At 60.4% G+C, this 15373-nt stretch carries 14 protein-coding genes, 1 tRNA gene and 1 other RNA gene; 6 read left to right on the forward strand and 10 right to left on the reverse strand.

What is annotated here, in order from left to right; genetic code table 11:
* Positions 1-111: 111 nt before the first annotated feature.
* Positions 112-618 carry a DUF3145 family protein gene (locus B9Y51_RS08700; protein WP_048678122.1) on the forward strand — a complete coding sequence of 169 codons (507 nt, stop codon included), beginning with the start codon at positions 112-114 and terminating at the stop codon, positions 616-618.
* Between the two features lie 98 nt (positions 619-716).
* Here B9Y51_RS08700 and fabF read toward each other — a convergent pair whose 3' ends face one another.
* The 5 genes from fabF to aceE form a co-directional block, all read right to left on the reverse strand.
* On the reverse strand, positions 717-1985 hold the full coding sequence (gene fabF / locus B9Y51_RS08705; RefSeq protein ID WP_085529430.1) for a beta-ketoacyl-ACP synthase II: 1269 nt from the start codon (positions 1983-1985) through the stop codon (positions 717-719).
* Between the two features lie 128 nt (positions 1986-2113).
* Entirely contained in the window at positions 2114-2359 is a 246-nt protein-coding gene (locus B9Y51_RS08710) for an acyl carrier protein (RefSeq protein WP_048678126.1), read from the reverse strand.
* Positions 2360-2553: 194 nt separating this feature from the next.
* A complete protein-coding gene (locus B9Y51_RS08715) occupies positions 2554-3582 on the reverse strand; it encodes a beta-ketoacyl-ACP synthase III (RefSeq protein ID WP_085529431.1) in 1029 nt (342 codons plus the stop codon).
* Between the two features lie 26 nt (positions 3583-3608).
* Positions 3609-4511, reverse strand: coding sequence for an ACP S-malonyltransferase (locus B9Y51_RS08720; RefSeq protein WP_085529733.1), 903 nt, complete (start codon positions 4509-4511; stop codon positions 3609-3611).
* A gap of 97 nt (positions 4512-4608) precedes the next feature.
* A complete protein-coding gene (gene aceE, locus B9Y51_RS08725) occupies positions 4609-7350 on the reverse strand; it encodes a pyruvate dehydrogenase (acetyl-transferring), homodimeric type (RefSeq protein ID WP_048678129.1) in 2742 nt (913 codons plus the stop codon).
* A gap of 348 nt (positions 7351-7698) precedes the next feature.
* On the opposite strand from aceE, the gene B9Y51_RS08730 reads away from it, so the two are divergent.
* The 3 genes from B9Y51_RS08730 to gndA all read left to right on the forward strand — a co-directional run bounded on the left by B9Y51_RS08730 (position 7699) and on the right by gndA (position 10021).
* Entirely contained in the window at positions 7699-8112 is a 414-nt protein-coding gene (locus B9Y51_RS08730; RefSeq protein ID WP_048678131.1) for a DUF3052 domain-containing protein, read from the forward strand.
* A gap of 131 nt (positions 8113-8243) precedes the next feature.
* Positions 8244-8319 (forward strand) — tRNA-Val (locus B9Y51_RS08735).
* Between the two features lie 211 nt (positions 8320-8530).
* On the forward strand, positions 8531-10021 hold the full coding sequence (gndA, locus tag B9Y51_RS08740) for an NADP-dependent phosphogluconate dehydrogenase (protein ID WP_085529432.1): 1491 nt from the start codon (positions 8531-8533) through the stop codon (positions 10019-10021).
* Between the two features lie 87 nt (positions 10022-10108).
* Here the strand turns inward: gndA and epsC are convergent, their stop codons facing one another.
* The 3 genes from epsC to msrA all read right to left on the reverse strand — a co-directional run bounded on the left by epsC (position 10109) and on the right by msrA (position 12438).
* Positions 10109-10693 carry a serine O-acetyltransferase EpsC gene (gene epsC / locus B9Y51_RS08745; protein WP_085529433.1) on the reverse strand — a complete coding sequence of 195 codons (585 nt, stop codon included), beginning with the start codon at positions 10691-10693 and terminating at the stop codon, positions 10109-10111.
* A 207-nt stretch (positions 10694-10900) separates the two neighbouring features.
* Entirely contained in the window at positions 10901-11836 is a 936-nt protein-coding gene (gene cysK / locus B9Y51_RS08750) for a cysteine synthase A (protein ID WP_048678136.1), read from the reverse strand.
* 71 nt (positions 11837-11907) lie between these two features.
* A complete protein-coding gene (msrA, locus tag B9Y51_RS08755) occupies positions 11908-12438 on the reverse strand; it encodes a peptide-methionine (S)-S-oxide reductase MsrA (protein WP_048678583.1) in 531 nt (176 codons plus the stop codon).
* A 95-nt stretch (positions 12439-12533) separates the two neighbouring features.
* Between msrA and B9Y51_RS08760 the strand changes: the two genes are divergently transcribed.
* A complete protein-coding gene (locus B9Y51_RS08760) occupies positions 12534-13421 on the forward strand; it encodes a Nif3-like dinuclear metal center hexameric protein (RefSeq protein WP_085529434.1) in 888 nt (295 codons plus the stop codon).
* Positions 13422-13464: 43 nt separating this feature from the next.
* Here the strand turns inward: B9Y51_RS08760 and rnpB are convergent.
* Positions 13465-13832, reverse strand: an RNA gene (gene rnpB / locus B9Y51_RS08765) — RNase P RNA component class A.
* Between the two features lie 28 nt (positions 13833-13860).
* Here rnpB and B9Y51_RS08770 point away from each other — a divergent pair.
* Complete coding sequence (locus B9Y51_RS08770) at positions 13861-14619, forward strand: YaaA family protein (RefSeq protein ID WP_085529435.1); 759 nt, start codon at positions 13861-13863, stop codon at positions 14617-14619.
* Between the two features lie 30 nt (positions 14620-14649).
* Here B9Y51_RS08770 and def read toward each other — a convergent pair whose 3' ends face one another.
* The gene (gene def, locus B9Y51_RS08775; RefSeq protein WP_048678143.1) at positions 14650-15231 is read right to left on the reverse strand and encodes a peptide deformylase; all 582 of its coding nucleotides are present in this window, start codon (positions 15229-15231) and stop codon (positions 14650-14652) included.
* Positions 15232-15373 lie beyond the last annotated feature (142 nt).

A 15373-nucleotide genomic window follows, 5' to 3' on the forward strand; every position in this document is an offset into this window, starting at 1 on the left:
TCTATGCCTCGCGCAAAATATCGGGCACAATACTAATCGTTGACCCGTTCTTGGTTCACCGTCGTCAGGTCGTAGGGGAAGACGTATCTGTCGATGACATGGGAGCCTAAGGTGAATACGACGTCAACCCGAGGGGTTTTGCACGTACACGCAACCCCGAGTGCATTGTGCCCACACATCCGCTGGGCGCTGGAATCCGTGGCCGGCCGGTCAGCGGATCTTGAGTGGTACCCGCAGGAGGCCCTGCCGGGACAACTTCGAACCACCATGGAGTGGGAAGGCCCTCAAGGCACAGGCGCCCTGATCGCCTCCGCTTTGCAACGACTCAAGTCCTTGCGTTTCGAAGTGACCGAAGAAGCGAGCAGCGGCTCAGATGCGGGGCGATGGGCTTACACCCCTCAACTGGGTATCTTCTACGGAATGACCGACTCCCTGGGCAATACGGTCATTACGGAGGACCGTGTGCGGTACGCCTATGAGTTTTCTCAAGGAAACCCCGAGGTTCTACTCCGCCAATTTGCTCTCGCGTTGGGCGAAGCCTGGGACACCGAACTTGAGCCGCTTCGTGAGCGTGCCATCGAGCCAAGCAATGTGCGATACCTGCACCGCGTTGGCTAGCATCGAATCCAGATAGCAAAAGGGCCCCATCAGTTCCATGACTGATGGGGCCCTTTTGCGTGGTCCCCTTCCGGGCGACCTCGCTGGGAGCTCAAGACCTAGTTGACGCTCCGGAAAGCCACGACGGCGTTATGTCCGCCGAAACCGAAGGAATTGGACAAAGCCACGATGTCGCCCGAGGGCAACTCGCGAGCCTCCGTGACGACGTCCAAGTCGATCTCCGAGTCCTTATTCTCGAGGTTGATCGTGGCCGGAGCCTTGCGGTCGTACACGGATAGAACGGTCATCACGGCTTCCAATGCACCGGCGGCACCGAGAAGGTGGCCCGTCATCGATTTCGTCGCCGAAACAGCAATATTATCCGTGTGATCGCCAAAGGCCACCCGAAGCGCGATAGCCTCGGCCGGATCACCGACGGGGGTCGACGTCGCGTGTGCATTGACGTGCACCACGTCCTCGACCGCGATGTCACCGGCGGTCAACGCTTCGCGGATGCTTCGGGCGGCGCCGATGCCCTCCGGATCATTGGCGGTGATGTGATGGGCGTCGGAAGACACCCCAGATCCGGCGAGTTCCGCGTAGACCCGCGCGCCGCGCGCCTTAGCATGCTCCTCAGACTCGAGGATCAGTGCCGCAGCGCCCTCACCCATGACGAAGCCGTCACGGTCGACATCGTAGGGGCGTGACGCCGCTTCGGGGTCGTCGTTGCGCTTAGACAAGGCTTGCATTTTGGCAAACGAAGCGAGGGTCATCGGGTGAATCGCCGATTCGGTACCTCCGGCGATGACGACGTCAGCTTTACCGCTGCGGATCAAGTCCAATCCGGCGTGCAACGATTCGGTGCTCGAGGCGCAGGCCGAAACCACGGTCTGGGCGGTCGCACGTGCCTTATGGTTCAGAGAGATCGCGGCCGCGGAGCCATTCGGCATCAACATGGGAACGGTCATCGGCAGAATGCGGCGGGGGCCCCGTTCACGAAGGGTGTCCCAGCTATTGAGCAACGTCCAGACGCCGCCAATGCCGGTGCCAAAAGAAACGGCGAGGCGATCGGGATCAAGTTCCTCCGCGGCGTCGGCGTCGTCGGCGGTGAATCCGGCATCCTTCCATGCCTCGCGAGCGGCGATCACGGCGAATTGCCCCGAGGGGTCGAGCCGCTTGGTCTCGACCTTGGAGATGAATTCGGAATCTTCGACGGACTGTCCTGCACGTCCGGCAATGTATACGGGGAGGTCGTACTCGGCGACCCAATCGTCCGTAAGGGTCGTGACGCCGGAAACGCCTTGGAGTGCATTGTCCCACGTCTCGGATACGGTGCCGCCGATGGGGCTGAATGCGCCCAATCCGGTGACTACAACTTTCTGACTCATCTCACGTCTTTCTTGATTCCGCCCACGTCGATGGGCTCAGTCCGCGTCGGACATCCTATAGGTGGGCGAAAGGGAACAGTTGGGGAGAAGCCAGGGCGCGGCACCTTAGTACCGCGCCCACACAACGACTACTCGGAAGCGTTAGCGATGAAATCGACCGCTTCACCCACGGTGGTGAGGTTCTTGACCTCTTCGTCCGGGATGGTCACGCCGAACTTTTCCTCGGCGTTGACGACGATGGTCATCATCGAGATCGAGTCGATGTCGAGGTCCTCGGTGAAGGACTTCTCGAGCTGAACGTCGGCGGTTTCCACGCCGGTCTCCTCGTTGACGATTTCGGCGAGGCCGGAGAGGATCTCGTTTTTATCAGCCATGATGTTCTCCTTTTTTGTGTGAACACACATCGAGTCAACGATGCATGCGTTGTCATGCGGTCATGTAAAACCGAAGCATCCCGTGCCAACGGGCATGAACTAACCCCTACTTTATCGTTTCGAGGCCGAACGCGCCGGTAGCTCGGCCATTCCACACGCTGCAATTTCGCTGCAGGGGATAGTGATGTGATCAGTCAGGGCAGGATGATGACCTGAGCGGCGAAAACCAACCCCGCGCCAAAACCGATCTGCAGGGCGGGCTTGCCTGACAATTCGGGTTGCTCCTTCAAGAGGCGGCACGTGGCCAGGGGGATGGACGCCGCGGAGGTGTTGCCCATCTCGGCAATATCTCGTGCGACGGCAACATGCTCCGGAATTTTGAGGGTCTTGACCATTTGATCGATGATCCGCATATTCGCCTGATGAGGGATAAATGCACCTAAGTCCTCGGAAGAAATACCGGCAGATTCCAAGGCCTCTTGGGCGACTTTGGCCATTTCCCACACCGCCCAACGGAAAACGGAGGGACCGTCCTGGTACAGGGTCGGCCAGATCTTATCCTCGGCAGTGACGGGCTCGTGTGCCCAATCCCTGTTCCTCACCTCGAGCATTGAATGGCTCATATTAATGGTTTCCCATTTTGAACCATCCGAACCCCACACCGTGGGTGAAATGCCGGGGTGATCCGACGGACCCACCACGGCCGCACCTGCGCCGTCGCCCAAGAGGAATGAGATGCTTCGCTCGGAGTTGTCGATGAAGTCCGAAAGCTTCTCGGCTCCAACGACCAATACCATGCCCGCCGTTCCGGCTTTGACCAGAGCATCTGCCTGAGCGATCCCGTAGCAGTAGCCGGCGCAAGCGGCCGAAATGTCGTAGGCCGGGGCCGGAGTGGCACCGATGGCGTCAGCCAATTTCGTGGCGAGTGAGGGCGTCGCGTAGGGGTGGGAGACCGTCGAAACCAACACGGTGTCGATCTGTTCCCCAGAGACTCCCGCACGAGACATCGCATCCTGAGCGGCCTCCAGGGCCAGGTCGAAAACGGAGGTGTCCGCACCGGCCCGGCGCCGTGTGGAGATGCCGGTGCGCGTGCGAATCCATTCGTCCGAGGAATCAATCCACTGGCAGACGTCGTCATTCGTGACGACGACGTCGGGTCGCGCCTCGCCGACGCCGAGGATTCTGGTGTATTTCTGAACAGGGGTCGTCTTGAGGGTAACCACGATGCTCTCTTTCCAGTAGGTTCGAGCTACTTTTCGAACAGCTCGTCCAGCTGATCGGGAGTGTTGAGCGCCGTTCCGGGAACGCCCTTCATGCCGCGCTTTGCGAGGCCGACCAATGTGCCGGCGGGGGTCAGCTCAATCAACCGATCCACTCCGGATTCCTGCATGGTCTGCATGCAAAGATCCCACCGGACCGGGCGGGTCACCTGGTCAACCAGGCTCTGTGTAGCGGCCGCGCCTGACGTGACCGGCTTGCCATCTTTATTCGACAAAAGGGTGGTCACGGGTTCGTCTGTCGAGAGGTCGTGGGCGAGTTCTTGAAGGTCGGCTACTGCGGGGCGCATGTACGACGTATGGAATGCCCCAGCGACTTTCAACGGGATAACTCGCGTCTTCGCGGGCGGATTGGCGGCGAATGCCTCCAGATTTTCGATCGATCCAGCGGCCACAATCTGACCGCCACCATTGGAATTGGCCGCGGTCAGCCCGGCCTGCTCGATGGCTTGCCGCACGTCTTCCTCGGAGCCGCCCAATACGGCGGACATTCCGGTGGGTTCCGCTGCGGAGGCACGGGCCATTCCCGAGGCGCGGACTTTGATGAAGCGCATGGCATCTTCAGGCGTCATGACACCGGACAGTGCTGCGGCGGTGATCTCACCGACGGAGTGGCCGGCCCACAGCACGCGCTCTTCACGGACGCGCTCCGTCAAGAGTTCGCCCACGACGATGCCCGCCGCAACGATGAGGGGCTGTGCGATAGCGGTATCTTTGATGGTTTCTTCGTCGGCTTCGGTGCCGTAATGAATGAGGTCGAGGTCGGCGGCGGTGCCGAGGGCCTTTAACCGCTCAGGCACTCCATCGACATCGAGCCACGGGGTCAGAAAACCAGGTTTTTGGGAGCCCTGTCCAGGGCAGAGAATTGCTAACACGTTCAACAGCTTTCCAGAAATGTAGGTATCAGTCACGTCGCAAAAAAGGCGCTGCGGTCGAATCGGAGTGAATCGACCGCAGCGCCTCGATCACGACTTAGGCGTCGCCACCGGCGTTTCCGCTGGTGCCAGCGTTGACATCGAGGAGGTCATACTTCTCGATGGCCTTCGCAGGAGCATCCTGATCTACCTCTCCGCGGCGAGCAAGCATTTCAAGCGTGCGCACCACCATGGAGTGGGCATCGATGTGGAAGAAGCGACGGGCACCGGCACGGGTGTCGGAGAAGCCGAAGCCATCCGCACCCAAGCTCGCGAACTCGTTCGGAACGAACTGGCGAATCTGGTCCGGAACCTCAGAGACGAAGTCCGAAGTGGCCACGATAGGGCCGACGGCGCCTTCGAGCTGCTGAGCCACGAACGGAACGCGGGGCTCCTGCTCCGGGTGGAGCATGGATTCACGCTCGGCGGCCAGACCATCGCGACGGAGTTCGTTCCAGGACGTCACGGACCACACATCGGCCGAAACGTTCCAGTCCTCGGCGAGGAGCTTCTGAGCTTCGAGCGCCCACGGGACACCGACGCCGGAGGCCAACAACTGAGCACGGGGGCCATCCACCTCAGCCGGCTTGAGCAAGTACATGCCCTTGAGCAGGCCTTCAACATCCAGGTCCTCAGGTTCGGCGGGCTGGATGATGGGCTCGTTGTACACCGTGAGGTAGTACATGACGTTGTGGTCTTCGTCGCCCGTGCCGTACATGTGCTCGAGGCCGCGCTTGACGATGTGGCCGATTTCGTAGCCATACGCCGGGTCGTAGTGGATGACCGCGGGGTTCTGCGAGGCCAAGATGGGGGAGTGCCCATCCATGTGCTGGAGGCCTTCGCCCGTGAGCGTTGTGCGGCCTGCCGTGGCACCCACAATGAAACCGCGCGTCAGCTGGTCGGCGGCGGCCCAGAAGGAATCTCCGGTCCGCTGGAAACCGAACATCGAGTAGAAGATGTAGATCGGAATCATCGGTACGCCGTGTGTCGAATACGACGAACCCACCGCCGTGAAGGCAGCCGTGGCACCGGCCTCATTGATGCCGACGTGGAGGAGCTGCCCCTGGGCAGACTCCTTGTAGGCCAGCATGAGTTCGCGGTCCACCGAAAGGTAGTTCTGACCGTTCGGGTTGTAAATCTTCTGCGACGGGAAGAACGAGTCCATGCCAAAGGTACGGGCCTCGTCGGGAATGATCGGCACCACGTGCTGACCGAATTCCTTGTCTCGCATGAGGTCTTTGAGCAGGCGGACAAAAGCCATGGTGGTGGCCGCCATCTGCTTGCCGGAACCCTTCTTGGTGACGGCGTAGGCCTTGTCCGAGGGGAGGACCAGCTCACGCTGGGAGCCGTCTCGGTACGGCAAGAAGCCACCGAGTTCCTTGCGGCGCTCCAACATGTACTTGATCTCCGGAGCGTCCTTACCGGGGTGGTAGTACGGCGCACCGTAGAGATCCTTCTCGAGCTCTTCGTCGGTGATCGGGATGCGCAAACGATCGCGGAAGACCTTGAGATCTTCCAGGGTCAGCTTCTTCATCTGGTGGGTCGCGTTGCGTCCCTCGAAGTGGCTGCCCAGGCCGTAGCCCTTGATGCCTTGAGCCAAGATGACGGTCGGGCGACCCTTGGTCTCCATGGCCTGCTTATACGCGGCATAAACCTTGCGGTAATCGTGGGCGCCGCGCTTCATGGCCCAAATCTCTTCGTCCGACATGTCTGCGACCATTTCCTTGGTCTCGGGGGACTTGCCGAAGAAGTGCTCGCGCACGAATCCGCCGGATTCGGCCTTATAGGTCTGGTAATCGCCGTCCAGAGTTTCGTTCATGATGCGAACGAGCTCGCCGTTTTCATCCTTCTGGAGCAGGTCGTCCCACTCGCGGCCCCACAGAACCTTGATGACGTGCCATCCGGCACCGCGGAAGAAGGCTTCGAGTTCCTGAACGATCTTGCCGTTACCGCGCACAGGTCCGTCGAGGCGCTGCAAGTTGCAGTTGACCACAAAGGTCAGGTTGTCCAGCTTGTCATTGGCGGCCAGTTGCAGTGCGCCGCGCGACTCCGGCTCGTCCATCTCGCCGTCGCCGAGGAAGGCCCAGACGTGCTGCTGCGAGGTGTCCTTGATGCCGCGATTGTGCAGGTACTTGTTGAACTGCGCCTGGTGAATCGCGTTCAGCGGACCGATGCCCATCGAAACGGTCGGGAACTGCCAGAAATCCGGCTGGCACCGGGGGTGCGGGTATGAGGGGAGGCCGTTTTCGCCCTTGGTCTTCTCCTGACGGAAACCATCGAGCTGCTCTTCGGTCAAGCGGCCCTCAAGATACGCACGGGCGTAGTTGCCGGGCGAGGAGTGGCCCTGGAAGAAGACCTGATCGCCACCGCCGGGGTGGTCTTGGCCGCGGAAGAAGTGGTTCATGCCCACTTCGTAGAGCGTCGCCACGCCAGCGAAGCTGGAAATATGCCCGCCCACGCCGATTTCGGGACGTTGGGCGCGGTGCACCATCACGGCGGCATTCCAGCGCATCAGCGCGCGGTAGCGTCGTTCGATCTCTTCGTCACCGGGGAACTCGGGTTCCTGGTCGACGGGAATGGTGTTGACGTAGTCAGTGGTGGTGACGGTCGGGACCTGGATGCTCTTCGCTCCAGCGCGTTGCAGCAATCGCCGAATGATGAACTGGGCACGCTCCGTACCCTGGGATTCAACCAAGGCGTCGAAGGCTTCGATCCATTCGGAGGTCTCTTCATGATCCTGGTCCGACAGACCCAAGGTGAGGGCGCTGAGGATGTGGTCATTCGTCTCTGAGGGAGCCACGTGGAACCTCTCTTTGTCGATGTGAGGAGAAAGCTCACACCCCGTGGTTGGGGTGAGTAGGGCAGGGCACGTTCGACCCACCTGGGCTTTACAACATCCTATGTTGTCACACCAGACCGGACATTTACGCACATTCCAAGTGCTCCTAGGGAGGTCTGAAGCGGTTTCATCTCGCTGAGACCCCGTGTTCCTTGGGGCTCTGCAATGTTGCAGTGTTCGGGATCACGAGGATTCTGGCGTCACTTGATAGAGTGGATATCACGTGTTGACCTAGTTCAATCGTAGCGCTCAACGATGCGCACCCACCCCGGGGTCATCCGGGGTGAATCAACATCAGGAGGAAAATACGTGAGCGAGACCAAGACCGCCGGTGACCGCCCGGCAGTCCTGCTTGGTTTCAAGGATGGGGATCTCATCCAGGAGTTCGGCTACGACGACGACGTCGACTTCGTCCTGCGGGACGACCTCGAAGACGTCACCGGTTCGGAACTTCTCGACGAAGATGACCAGGAAGTGGTGGACGCCGTCGTGTTCTGGTGGCGCGAGGAAGACGGCGATCTGGTGGACGCTTTGGTTGATTCCCTCACCACGCTCGACGAAGAGGGCGTCGTGTGGCTCATGACCCCAAAGGCTGGGCGAGACGGCCACGTTCCTCCGGCCGATATCCAGGAGGCGGCACAGGTCGCAGGACTCAAGCTCACGACGAGTGCGCAGGCTTCGAGCGACTGGTCTGCGACGCGTTTGGTCACGACCCGCTTCTAATCTCCAACTGGCTGTGTCAAACCTCACCTCCGTCAGGGCCCGCTGAATTGTTCTCGGGCACGACGATCCATGTACTGTAATCAATCAGATCGGGTGCTGGCTGCTGAAAAAGTGGCCCACTCGATTTTCAAGGGTCTTTAGCTCAGCTGGTAGAGCGCCACGTTTACACCGTGGATGTCATCGGTTCGATCCCGGTAGGACCCACCACTCAGGTTGCTGGCCGATACCCAGCGTCCAGGCCATCGGCGCATTTGGCCACTGTCCATTCGACGTTTTGATCTTCCGAGTAAGCTGCGGACGTTTGATGGACAAATTTTCACGCAAAAATTCTGTTGATGCTGTCCGCCCTCCGCGAGCGTTACAGAAATAATGGCGCTTCGCGGCCACGGGCCTATCCGGACGGCGTAGCCTAGGGAACATGGCAGTTGAAAGTACTTCTCCCCAGAATTCCGCGGAAAATGTTGGTAAGGCCCAAATTGGCGTGACCGGTTTGGCCGTCATGGGCGCAAATCTCGCCCGAAACTTGGCTCGAAATGGCTACACCGTAGCATTACACAACCGCACCTCCGCGAAGACCGATGACCTTCTCTCGAAGCACGGTGAGGAGGGTAACTTTGTCAGGACCGAGACCCTTCAGGAACTCGTGGATTCCTTGGAACGGCCGCGTCGCATTCTCATCATGGTCAAGGCTGGCGCTCCGGTCGACTCCGTGATTGAGTCCCTGATCCCGCTCTTGGATCGCGACGACATCATCATCGACGGCGGTAACTCGTACTTTAAGGACACCATCCGTCGCGAGAAGGAATGCGCCGAGCACGGGCTGCATTTCGTGGGTGTGGGCGTTTCCGGTGGCGAGGAAGGTGCCTTGAACGGACCGTCCATCATGCCTGGTGGGTCGAAGCAGTCGTATCAGTCGCTTGGGCCCATGCTGGAGAAGATTTCTGCAAAGGCCGACGACGGCGCGCCCTGCTGTGCGTGGATCGACACGGACGGTGCCGGTCACTTCGTGAAGATGGTGCACAACGGCATCGAGTACGCCGATATGCAGGTCATCGGTGAAGCCTACAACCTGCTCCGTTCGGTCGCAGGCCTCGAGCCGCAGGAACAAGCCGAAGTCTTCAAGCGGTGGAACACCACCGATTTGAATTCGTACCTGATCGAGATCACCTCCGAGGTGCTATCGCAGGTGGACCAGAAGACCGGCAAACCGCTGGTGGACGTCGTTGTGGATCAGGCAGGGCAGAAGGGGACCGGGCGGTGGACCGTTCAGTCGGCCCTGGACCTGGGTTCCCCCGTGTCAGGCATCGCGGAATCGGTTTTCGCGCGTGCCCTCTCCTCGTCGAACCCCGAGGCCCGTGAGCAGGCCCAAGAAAAGTTGCCGGCCGGCCTCATTGCCTCCACCGGTGTCGCGAAGGGCGACGAAGAATTCGTTGAAGACGTTCGGAAGGCGCTGTATGCCTCGAAGCTCGTCTCCTACGCTCAAGGTCTCGACATGTTGGCCTCGGCCGGCGCGGAATTCGGCTGGGACCTGAAGCTCGACACGATCGCTTCGCTCTGGCGTAATGGCTGCATCATTCGCGCGGAATTGCTCGGAGAAATCATGGAGGCCTACAAGGGCGATAACGCGCCCGTCAATATGTTGCTGGCCCCTGGTTTCCTCGAGACGCTCGAGGACCTCCTTCCGTCGTGGCGCCGTGTGGTCTCCAAGGCGACGGCTTTGGGCGTTCCTGTTCCGGTCTTTGCTTCTTCGCTGTCCTACTACGACGGCTTGCGCCGCGATCGTCTTCCGGCGGCGCTCATCCAGGGACAGCGGGATTTCTTCGGCGCGCACACCTACCAGCGTGTCGACGAGCCGGGTTCTTTCCACACGCTGTGGTCTGAGGACCGGTCCGAGATCCAGACGGACTAACCTGTACGTCTGCCAACGGCACGTCCAAAAAACGCCGGCGCCGTCCCGTATATGCGGGGCGGCGCCGGCGTTTGGCGTCCCGGAAGGCTAGATCCACATGGCGGGATCGATGTACGTCACCGGATCGACGAGGGGCGCCTTCTTCTCTGGCGTCCTCGGACGGGCCTCAGCGGGGATACCCGTGACGATCGAATCCGCAGGGGCGTCGTGAACCACGACGGCGTTGGCGCCCACGGCAGAGTCGTCACCAATGGTGATCGGTCCCAGCACCTTGGCGCCAGCGCCCACGGTGACCCGGTTTCCTAGTGTGGGGTGCCTCTTGACTCGCTCCAGGGATCGCCCGCCCAAAGTGACGCCGTGATAGAGCATGACGTCGTCGCCTATTTCCGTGGTTTCTCCGATGACAATTCCCATGCCGTGATCGATGAAGAAGCGGCGGCCGATGGTGGCACCGGGGTGAATCTCAATGCCCGTGAGCCACCGGGTGATTTGCGACAGCGTCCGGGCGAGGGTCTTGTATCGGTCTTGGTGCCAGAGGCGATGGGTTAACCGGTGGACCCAGATGGCATGGAGGCCGGAATAGTTCAGGAGAATCTCGAGGTCGCCACGCGCCGCGGGGTCGTGGGTTCGAGCGGTGGACAGATCTTCCCGAAGGCGGCTGAGGAAACTCACGGTCGAAGTCTCTTTCGAAAGGGTGTGCGTGCGTGGGCCGTGGCACCGAGACGCGGGGCGAACGGATTTCAGGCTCTGCTGAGGTCCAACCTCGTTATCGGCTTGCCTATTCCCTCACGGGAAAAGTGACGTTGCCAGGCAGACATGAAGCACGGTGCCCACGCGAACGATTCGCGAAGGCACCGTGCGTTGTCAGGAGTTCTAGGGCTAGCCCCGGATATCCTCGTACAGGAGGGTGGAGATGTACCGCTCGGCAAAGTCGCACACCACGGTCACGATCAATTTGCCCTCATTCTCGGACTTCTTGGCTTCCTCCAGTGCGGCCCACACATTCGCGCCGGAAGAGATGCCGCCCAAGATTCCCTCCTGGGCACCGAGTTCACGAGCTACTCGGACGGCGTCGTCAATCTTCACGTCGGTCACGGAGTCGTAAATATTCTGATCCAAGGTTTCGGGAATGAAGTTGGCGCCCAGGCCCTGGATCTTGTGGGGGCCGGCCTTACCTTCAGTCAGCAACGGAGAGTCGGAAGGTTCGACGGCGATGACCTTGAGGTTTGGGTTCTGTTCCTTCAGGTACTTACCCGCGCCGGAAATGGTTCCACCGGTACCGATGCCAGCGACCAGCATGTCGACTGCGCCGTCGGTGTCATTCCAGATCTCCGGGCCCGTGGTGTCGTAGTGCACCTGCGGGTTGGCCTCGTTCTCGAACTGACGTGCCAAGACGGCATTGTCAGAGTTTTCAACAATCTCGGCCGCCTTGTCGACGGCGCCCCGCATACCTTCGGCACCGGGGGTCAGCACGATTTCGGCACCGTAAGCCCGGAGCATGACTCGGCGCTCGGTCGACATCGTCTCGGGCATGGTCAGAATGACCTTGTAACCGCGAGCGGCGCCCACCATGGCGAGCGCGATGCCGGTATTGCCGGAGGTTCCCTCGACGATCGTTCCGCCGGGGCGCAGCTGTCCGGATGCCTCGGCGGCGTCGACGATGGCTTTTCCGATGCGGTCCTTGACCGAGTTCGCCGGGTTGTAGAACTCCAGCTTGACGGCGACGTTGCCCGGAAGATCCTTGTCCAGTCGGTTGAGACGGACGAGCGGGGTCGAACCGATGGCCTCGGTAACGTTGTCCAATATCTTTGTCATAGTGTCGCCTTTCGTCATGAAGTGTCTCTGCTGATGAGGGCTTCTACCGACTACGGTAGTCTGCCGCGCGGTTAGGCTTGGGGCTCGAGCCACATCTTGTAATATTCGCGGGCCTTGCGGAGCTTGGGGTCGATGATCGCTTGGCAGTAGCCGTTATACGGGTTCTCACGCTCGAAGTCTTGGTGGACTTCCTCGGCTCGATAAAAAGTCGAGAGGGGCTCCAGTGTCGTGACGATGGGCTCGTCGAAGAGGCGCTGGGCTCGCGCGATCTGCTTTTCGAAGAAGGCCTTCTCTGCGTCGTCGCGGTAGAACAACGCTGATCGGTATTGGGTGCCGACGTCGAATCCCTGCCGGTTGAGGCTCGTGGGGTCGTGTGTCGTGAAAAACATGTCCATGATGACGTCTTCGGGCACCACGTTTTCATCGAAGCGCACCCGCACTGCCTCCGCGTGGCCAGTCTGCCCGGTACACACATCGGAATAGGTGGGGTTTAAGGTCTCACCACCCGTATATCCGCAGATGGAGGATTCCACTCCTCGGGTTCGCTGGTAAATCGCGTCGAGACACCAAAAGCATCCTGCGGCTACAGTAAATTCCTTCATTGCTCCATTGTCTGACCGGCGGAAGCACTCCGTCATCACGGTTTCGCTGTTGGGGGAGCCATGACGCGGAAGCTTCGGTTCCATAGACTGATCTCATGACTACACCGAGCCTGCACGACGTCGTCCAAGCTGCCCACGATCTATGGCCCGTGAGCCTAGCGGAAGATTGGGATGCGAGCGGTCTTGTCAGTGGTTATCCGGAGGCGCCGGTCGAACGTATTCTGTTCGCCGTCGATGCCGTTCAGGGAACTGCACGCGAGGCGGTCGAGGCGGGGTGTCAGCTCCTGATTACACATCACCCGCTCTTGATGCGCGGTGCGTCTTTCCTCCCTGCGTCGAGTGACAAAGGCCGTGTGGTGCACACGCTGATTGAAGGGGGTTGTGGCCTCCTCGCATCGCATACCAACGCCGACAGTATGCGCAACGGTGTTTCCGACGCGCTCATTGAGGCGTGTGGGGTCACCGAAGCTCGACCGTTGGGCGATCCGGAGGGGGAGACCGGCATCGGACGTGTGGGAGATTTGCCTCAGGAGGTCTCTCTCCACGAATTGGCCATGCGGTTAGCCTCTGTGCTTCAGCCGACGGCCGGTGGGTTGCGTATCGCGGGGCCCAAGGATGGTCGTGTACGCCGCGTCGCCGTCTGCGGAGGCGCGGGCGATTCCCTCTTTGACGTGGTGAGAGCCGAATCTGCCGATGTATATGTGACGGCGGATCTACGCCACCACCCGGCTTCCGAAGCTCGCGAACGTGCACTGCTCCAAGGTGGAACGCCGTACCTGGTGGATTGCTCACATTTCGCCAGCGAGGAACTTTGGCTCGCCAGGGGAGCGAAAATGCTGGAGGCGCATCTTTCGGATCAGGGTTTTGAGGTCGAGATTCTGCTGAGCAGCCTCAATACCGACCCGTGGGATTTTTCCATCACGCCGAATGAGGTTCCGGTCTCGGCATCGACCGATCCGGAGGGCTCCGGCTACGCCCGGTAGCGGCGCATGACCCGTGGAGTTCGGGTTCCTTGATCGTTTGGAATGGACGGGCCGGAGCGTAAGCCGGGTCTTGTGCCTGCGCCAGGTTACCCAGGCGAGGTGACAGTCATCCATCTAGCCCGCCGATTGCTCGGCGGATCAAGCGGTCTACCCGAATGCTGGGGCGAGCAGCCCTCGTGGCGCATTCTGTCTGACCTTGCTCCGAATGGGGTTTACCGAGCTTCCCGCGTCGCCGCGGGAACTGGTGGTCTCTTACACCACCGTTTCACCCTTACCCGTTTAAGCGGGCGGTTTCATTTCTGTGGCACTGGCCTGCGGGTTACCCCGAGTGGACGTTATCCACCATTCTGCTCTGCGGAGCCCGGACTTTCCTCGAGGCGTGAAACGCCGCGCGACCGTCTGTCCGACCCGTCCGGGGGACAACTCTACACTGGGAAGAATGCTGATCTTGCTTCCTCCCTCCGAATCGAAAATCGCACCACAGAGTGGCCCGCAGCTCGACATCGCCGGGCTGAGCTTTCCCGAACTCCGTGACGACCGTCGGGAGATGGTGCGTCGACTGGTTGAGGTAAGCGCCCGGGACGATGCCGCCGAGCTACTCAAGACCGGTCCGAGCCTCTCCGAGGAAGTCAAGAGGAACATTCGACTCGAAGAAGCACCCACGGCGCCAGCGATGAGTATCTACAACGGCGTGCTCTATGACGCGCTCGGGTATCACACGCTCGATCGCGATGCGCGAAGCAGAGCGGATGGTTCGCTCCTCGTGATGTCCGCGCTCTGGGGTGCCGTGACACCTGGTGACCTCATTCCCGCGTACCGGCTTTCTATGGGAGCCAAGGTGGTCGACGGTCAACCGTTAGCGTCGTGGTGGAAACCGCGACTGAAACCCGTCTTGGACCGTGCCGCAGAGGGCCGCATCATCGTAGATTGCCGATCGTCGGGGTATGCGGCGGCATGGAAGTCGCCGTCGGACCGAACGGTGTCGATTCGAGTGGTTCGGGAGCGCCACGGTCAGCGGAGCGTCGTTTCTCACATGGCCAAGCATTATCGAGGGCAGGCGGCTCGCATTCTGTTGGAATCAGAATGTGCCTCACAGTCAATAGACGACGTCGCCGAGAACCTTGCACCTCATATGGAGGTTGAACTGTCTACTCAGGGGCGCCAAGGGTCCCAGATCACCCTGATTCTCCGGGAATGAAGGCCATGTCGCGGAACCTCAAGTAAAGGTTTACTCTTCGTCGTGGCCGAAGGGGTCTTCGTCAACCCCAGGCATCCAGGTCAGCCCGGGTACACCCCAACCTTCGGCCTTGATGGTTTTACGGGCCTTGCGTCCCCACCGGTCGTTGAGGCGGTCAACATAGAGCTTGCCGTCGAGGTGGTCGGTTTCGTGTTGCATGACGCGCGCGAACCACCCCGTTGCGTCGAATTCGACCATCTGACCGTATTCATCCTGGGCCTTCATGTGGACCCACTCGGCTCGTTTGAGCGGGAAAGCCAGGCCTGGAACCGAGAGGCAGCCTTCAGACTCGTCATGCTTATCGGGGGCGACTTCAGGAATCTTGCCGAGAGTGAGCTGAGGGTTGATGAGGACGCCGCGGTTGGGTGCGTCGTCGTCGTTGTCATAGGTATAGGTGAAGAGTCTGAGGGGCACGCCAACCTGGGTTGCTGCGAGTCCGACCCCGTGTGCGCGGTCCATGGTTTCGTACATGTCCTTGACCAGGTCACGGAGCTCATCGTCAAAGACGGTGACGTGACGGGTGGGTTGATGAAGTACGGGTTCACCGGTGATCACGATGGGTCGAATGGTCATGGAAGCTCCAAGATGGTCGGACAATGGGCGTCACCTCACCGTATCCAATTTTTCCGGTGCCTACTCGCGGGGAGGGGTGTCGGTGGAGGATGCATGACGTCGATGAGACGGGGACACGAATTCTCAGGTATTCTGAACACCG

The organism is Kocuria massiliensis (assembly GCF_900169715.1).
GTDB classification, from domain to species: domain Bacteria; phylum Actinomycetota; class Actinomycetes; order Actinomycetales; family Micrococcaceae; genus Rothia; species Rothia massiliensis.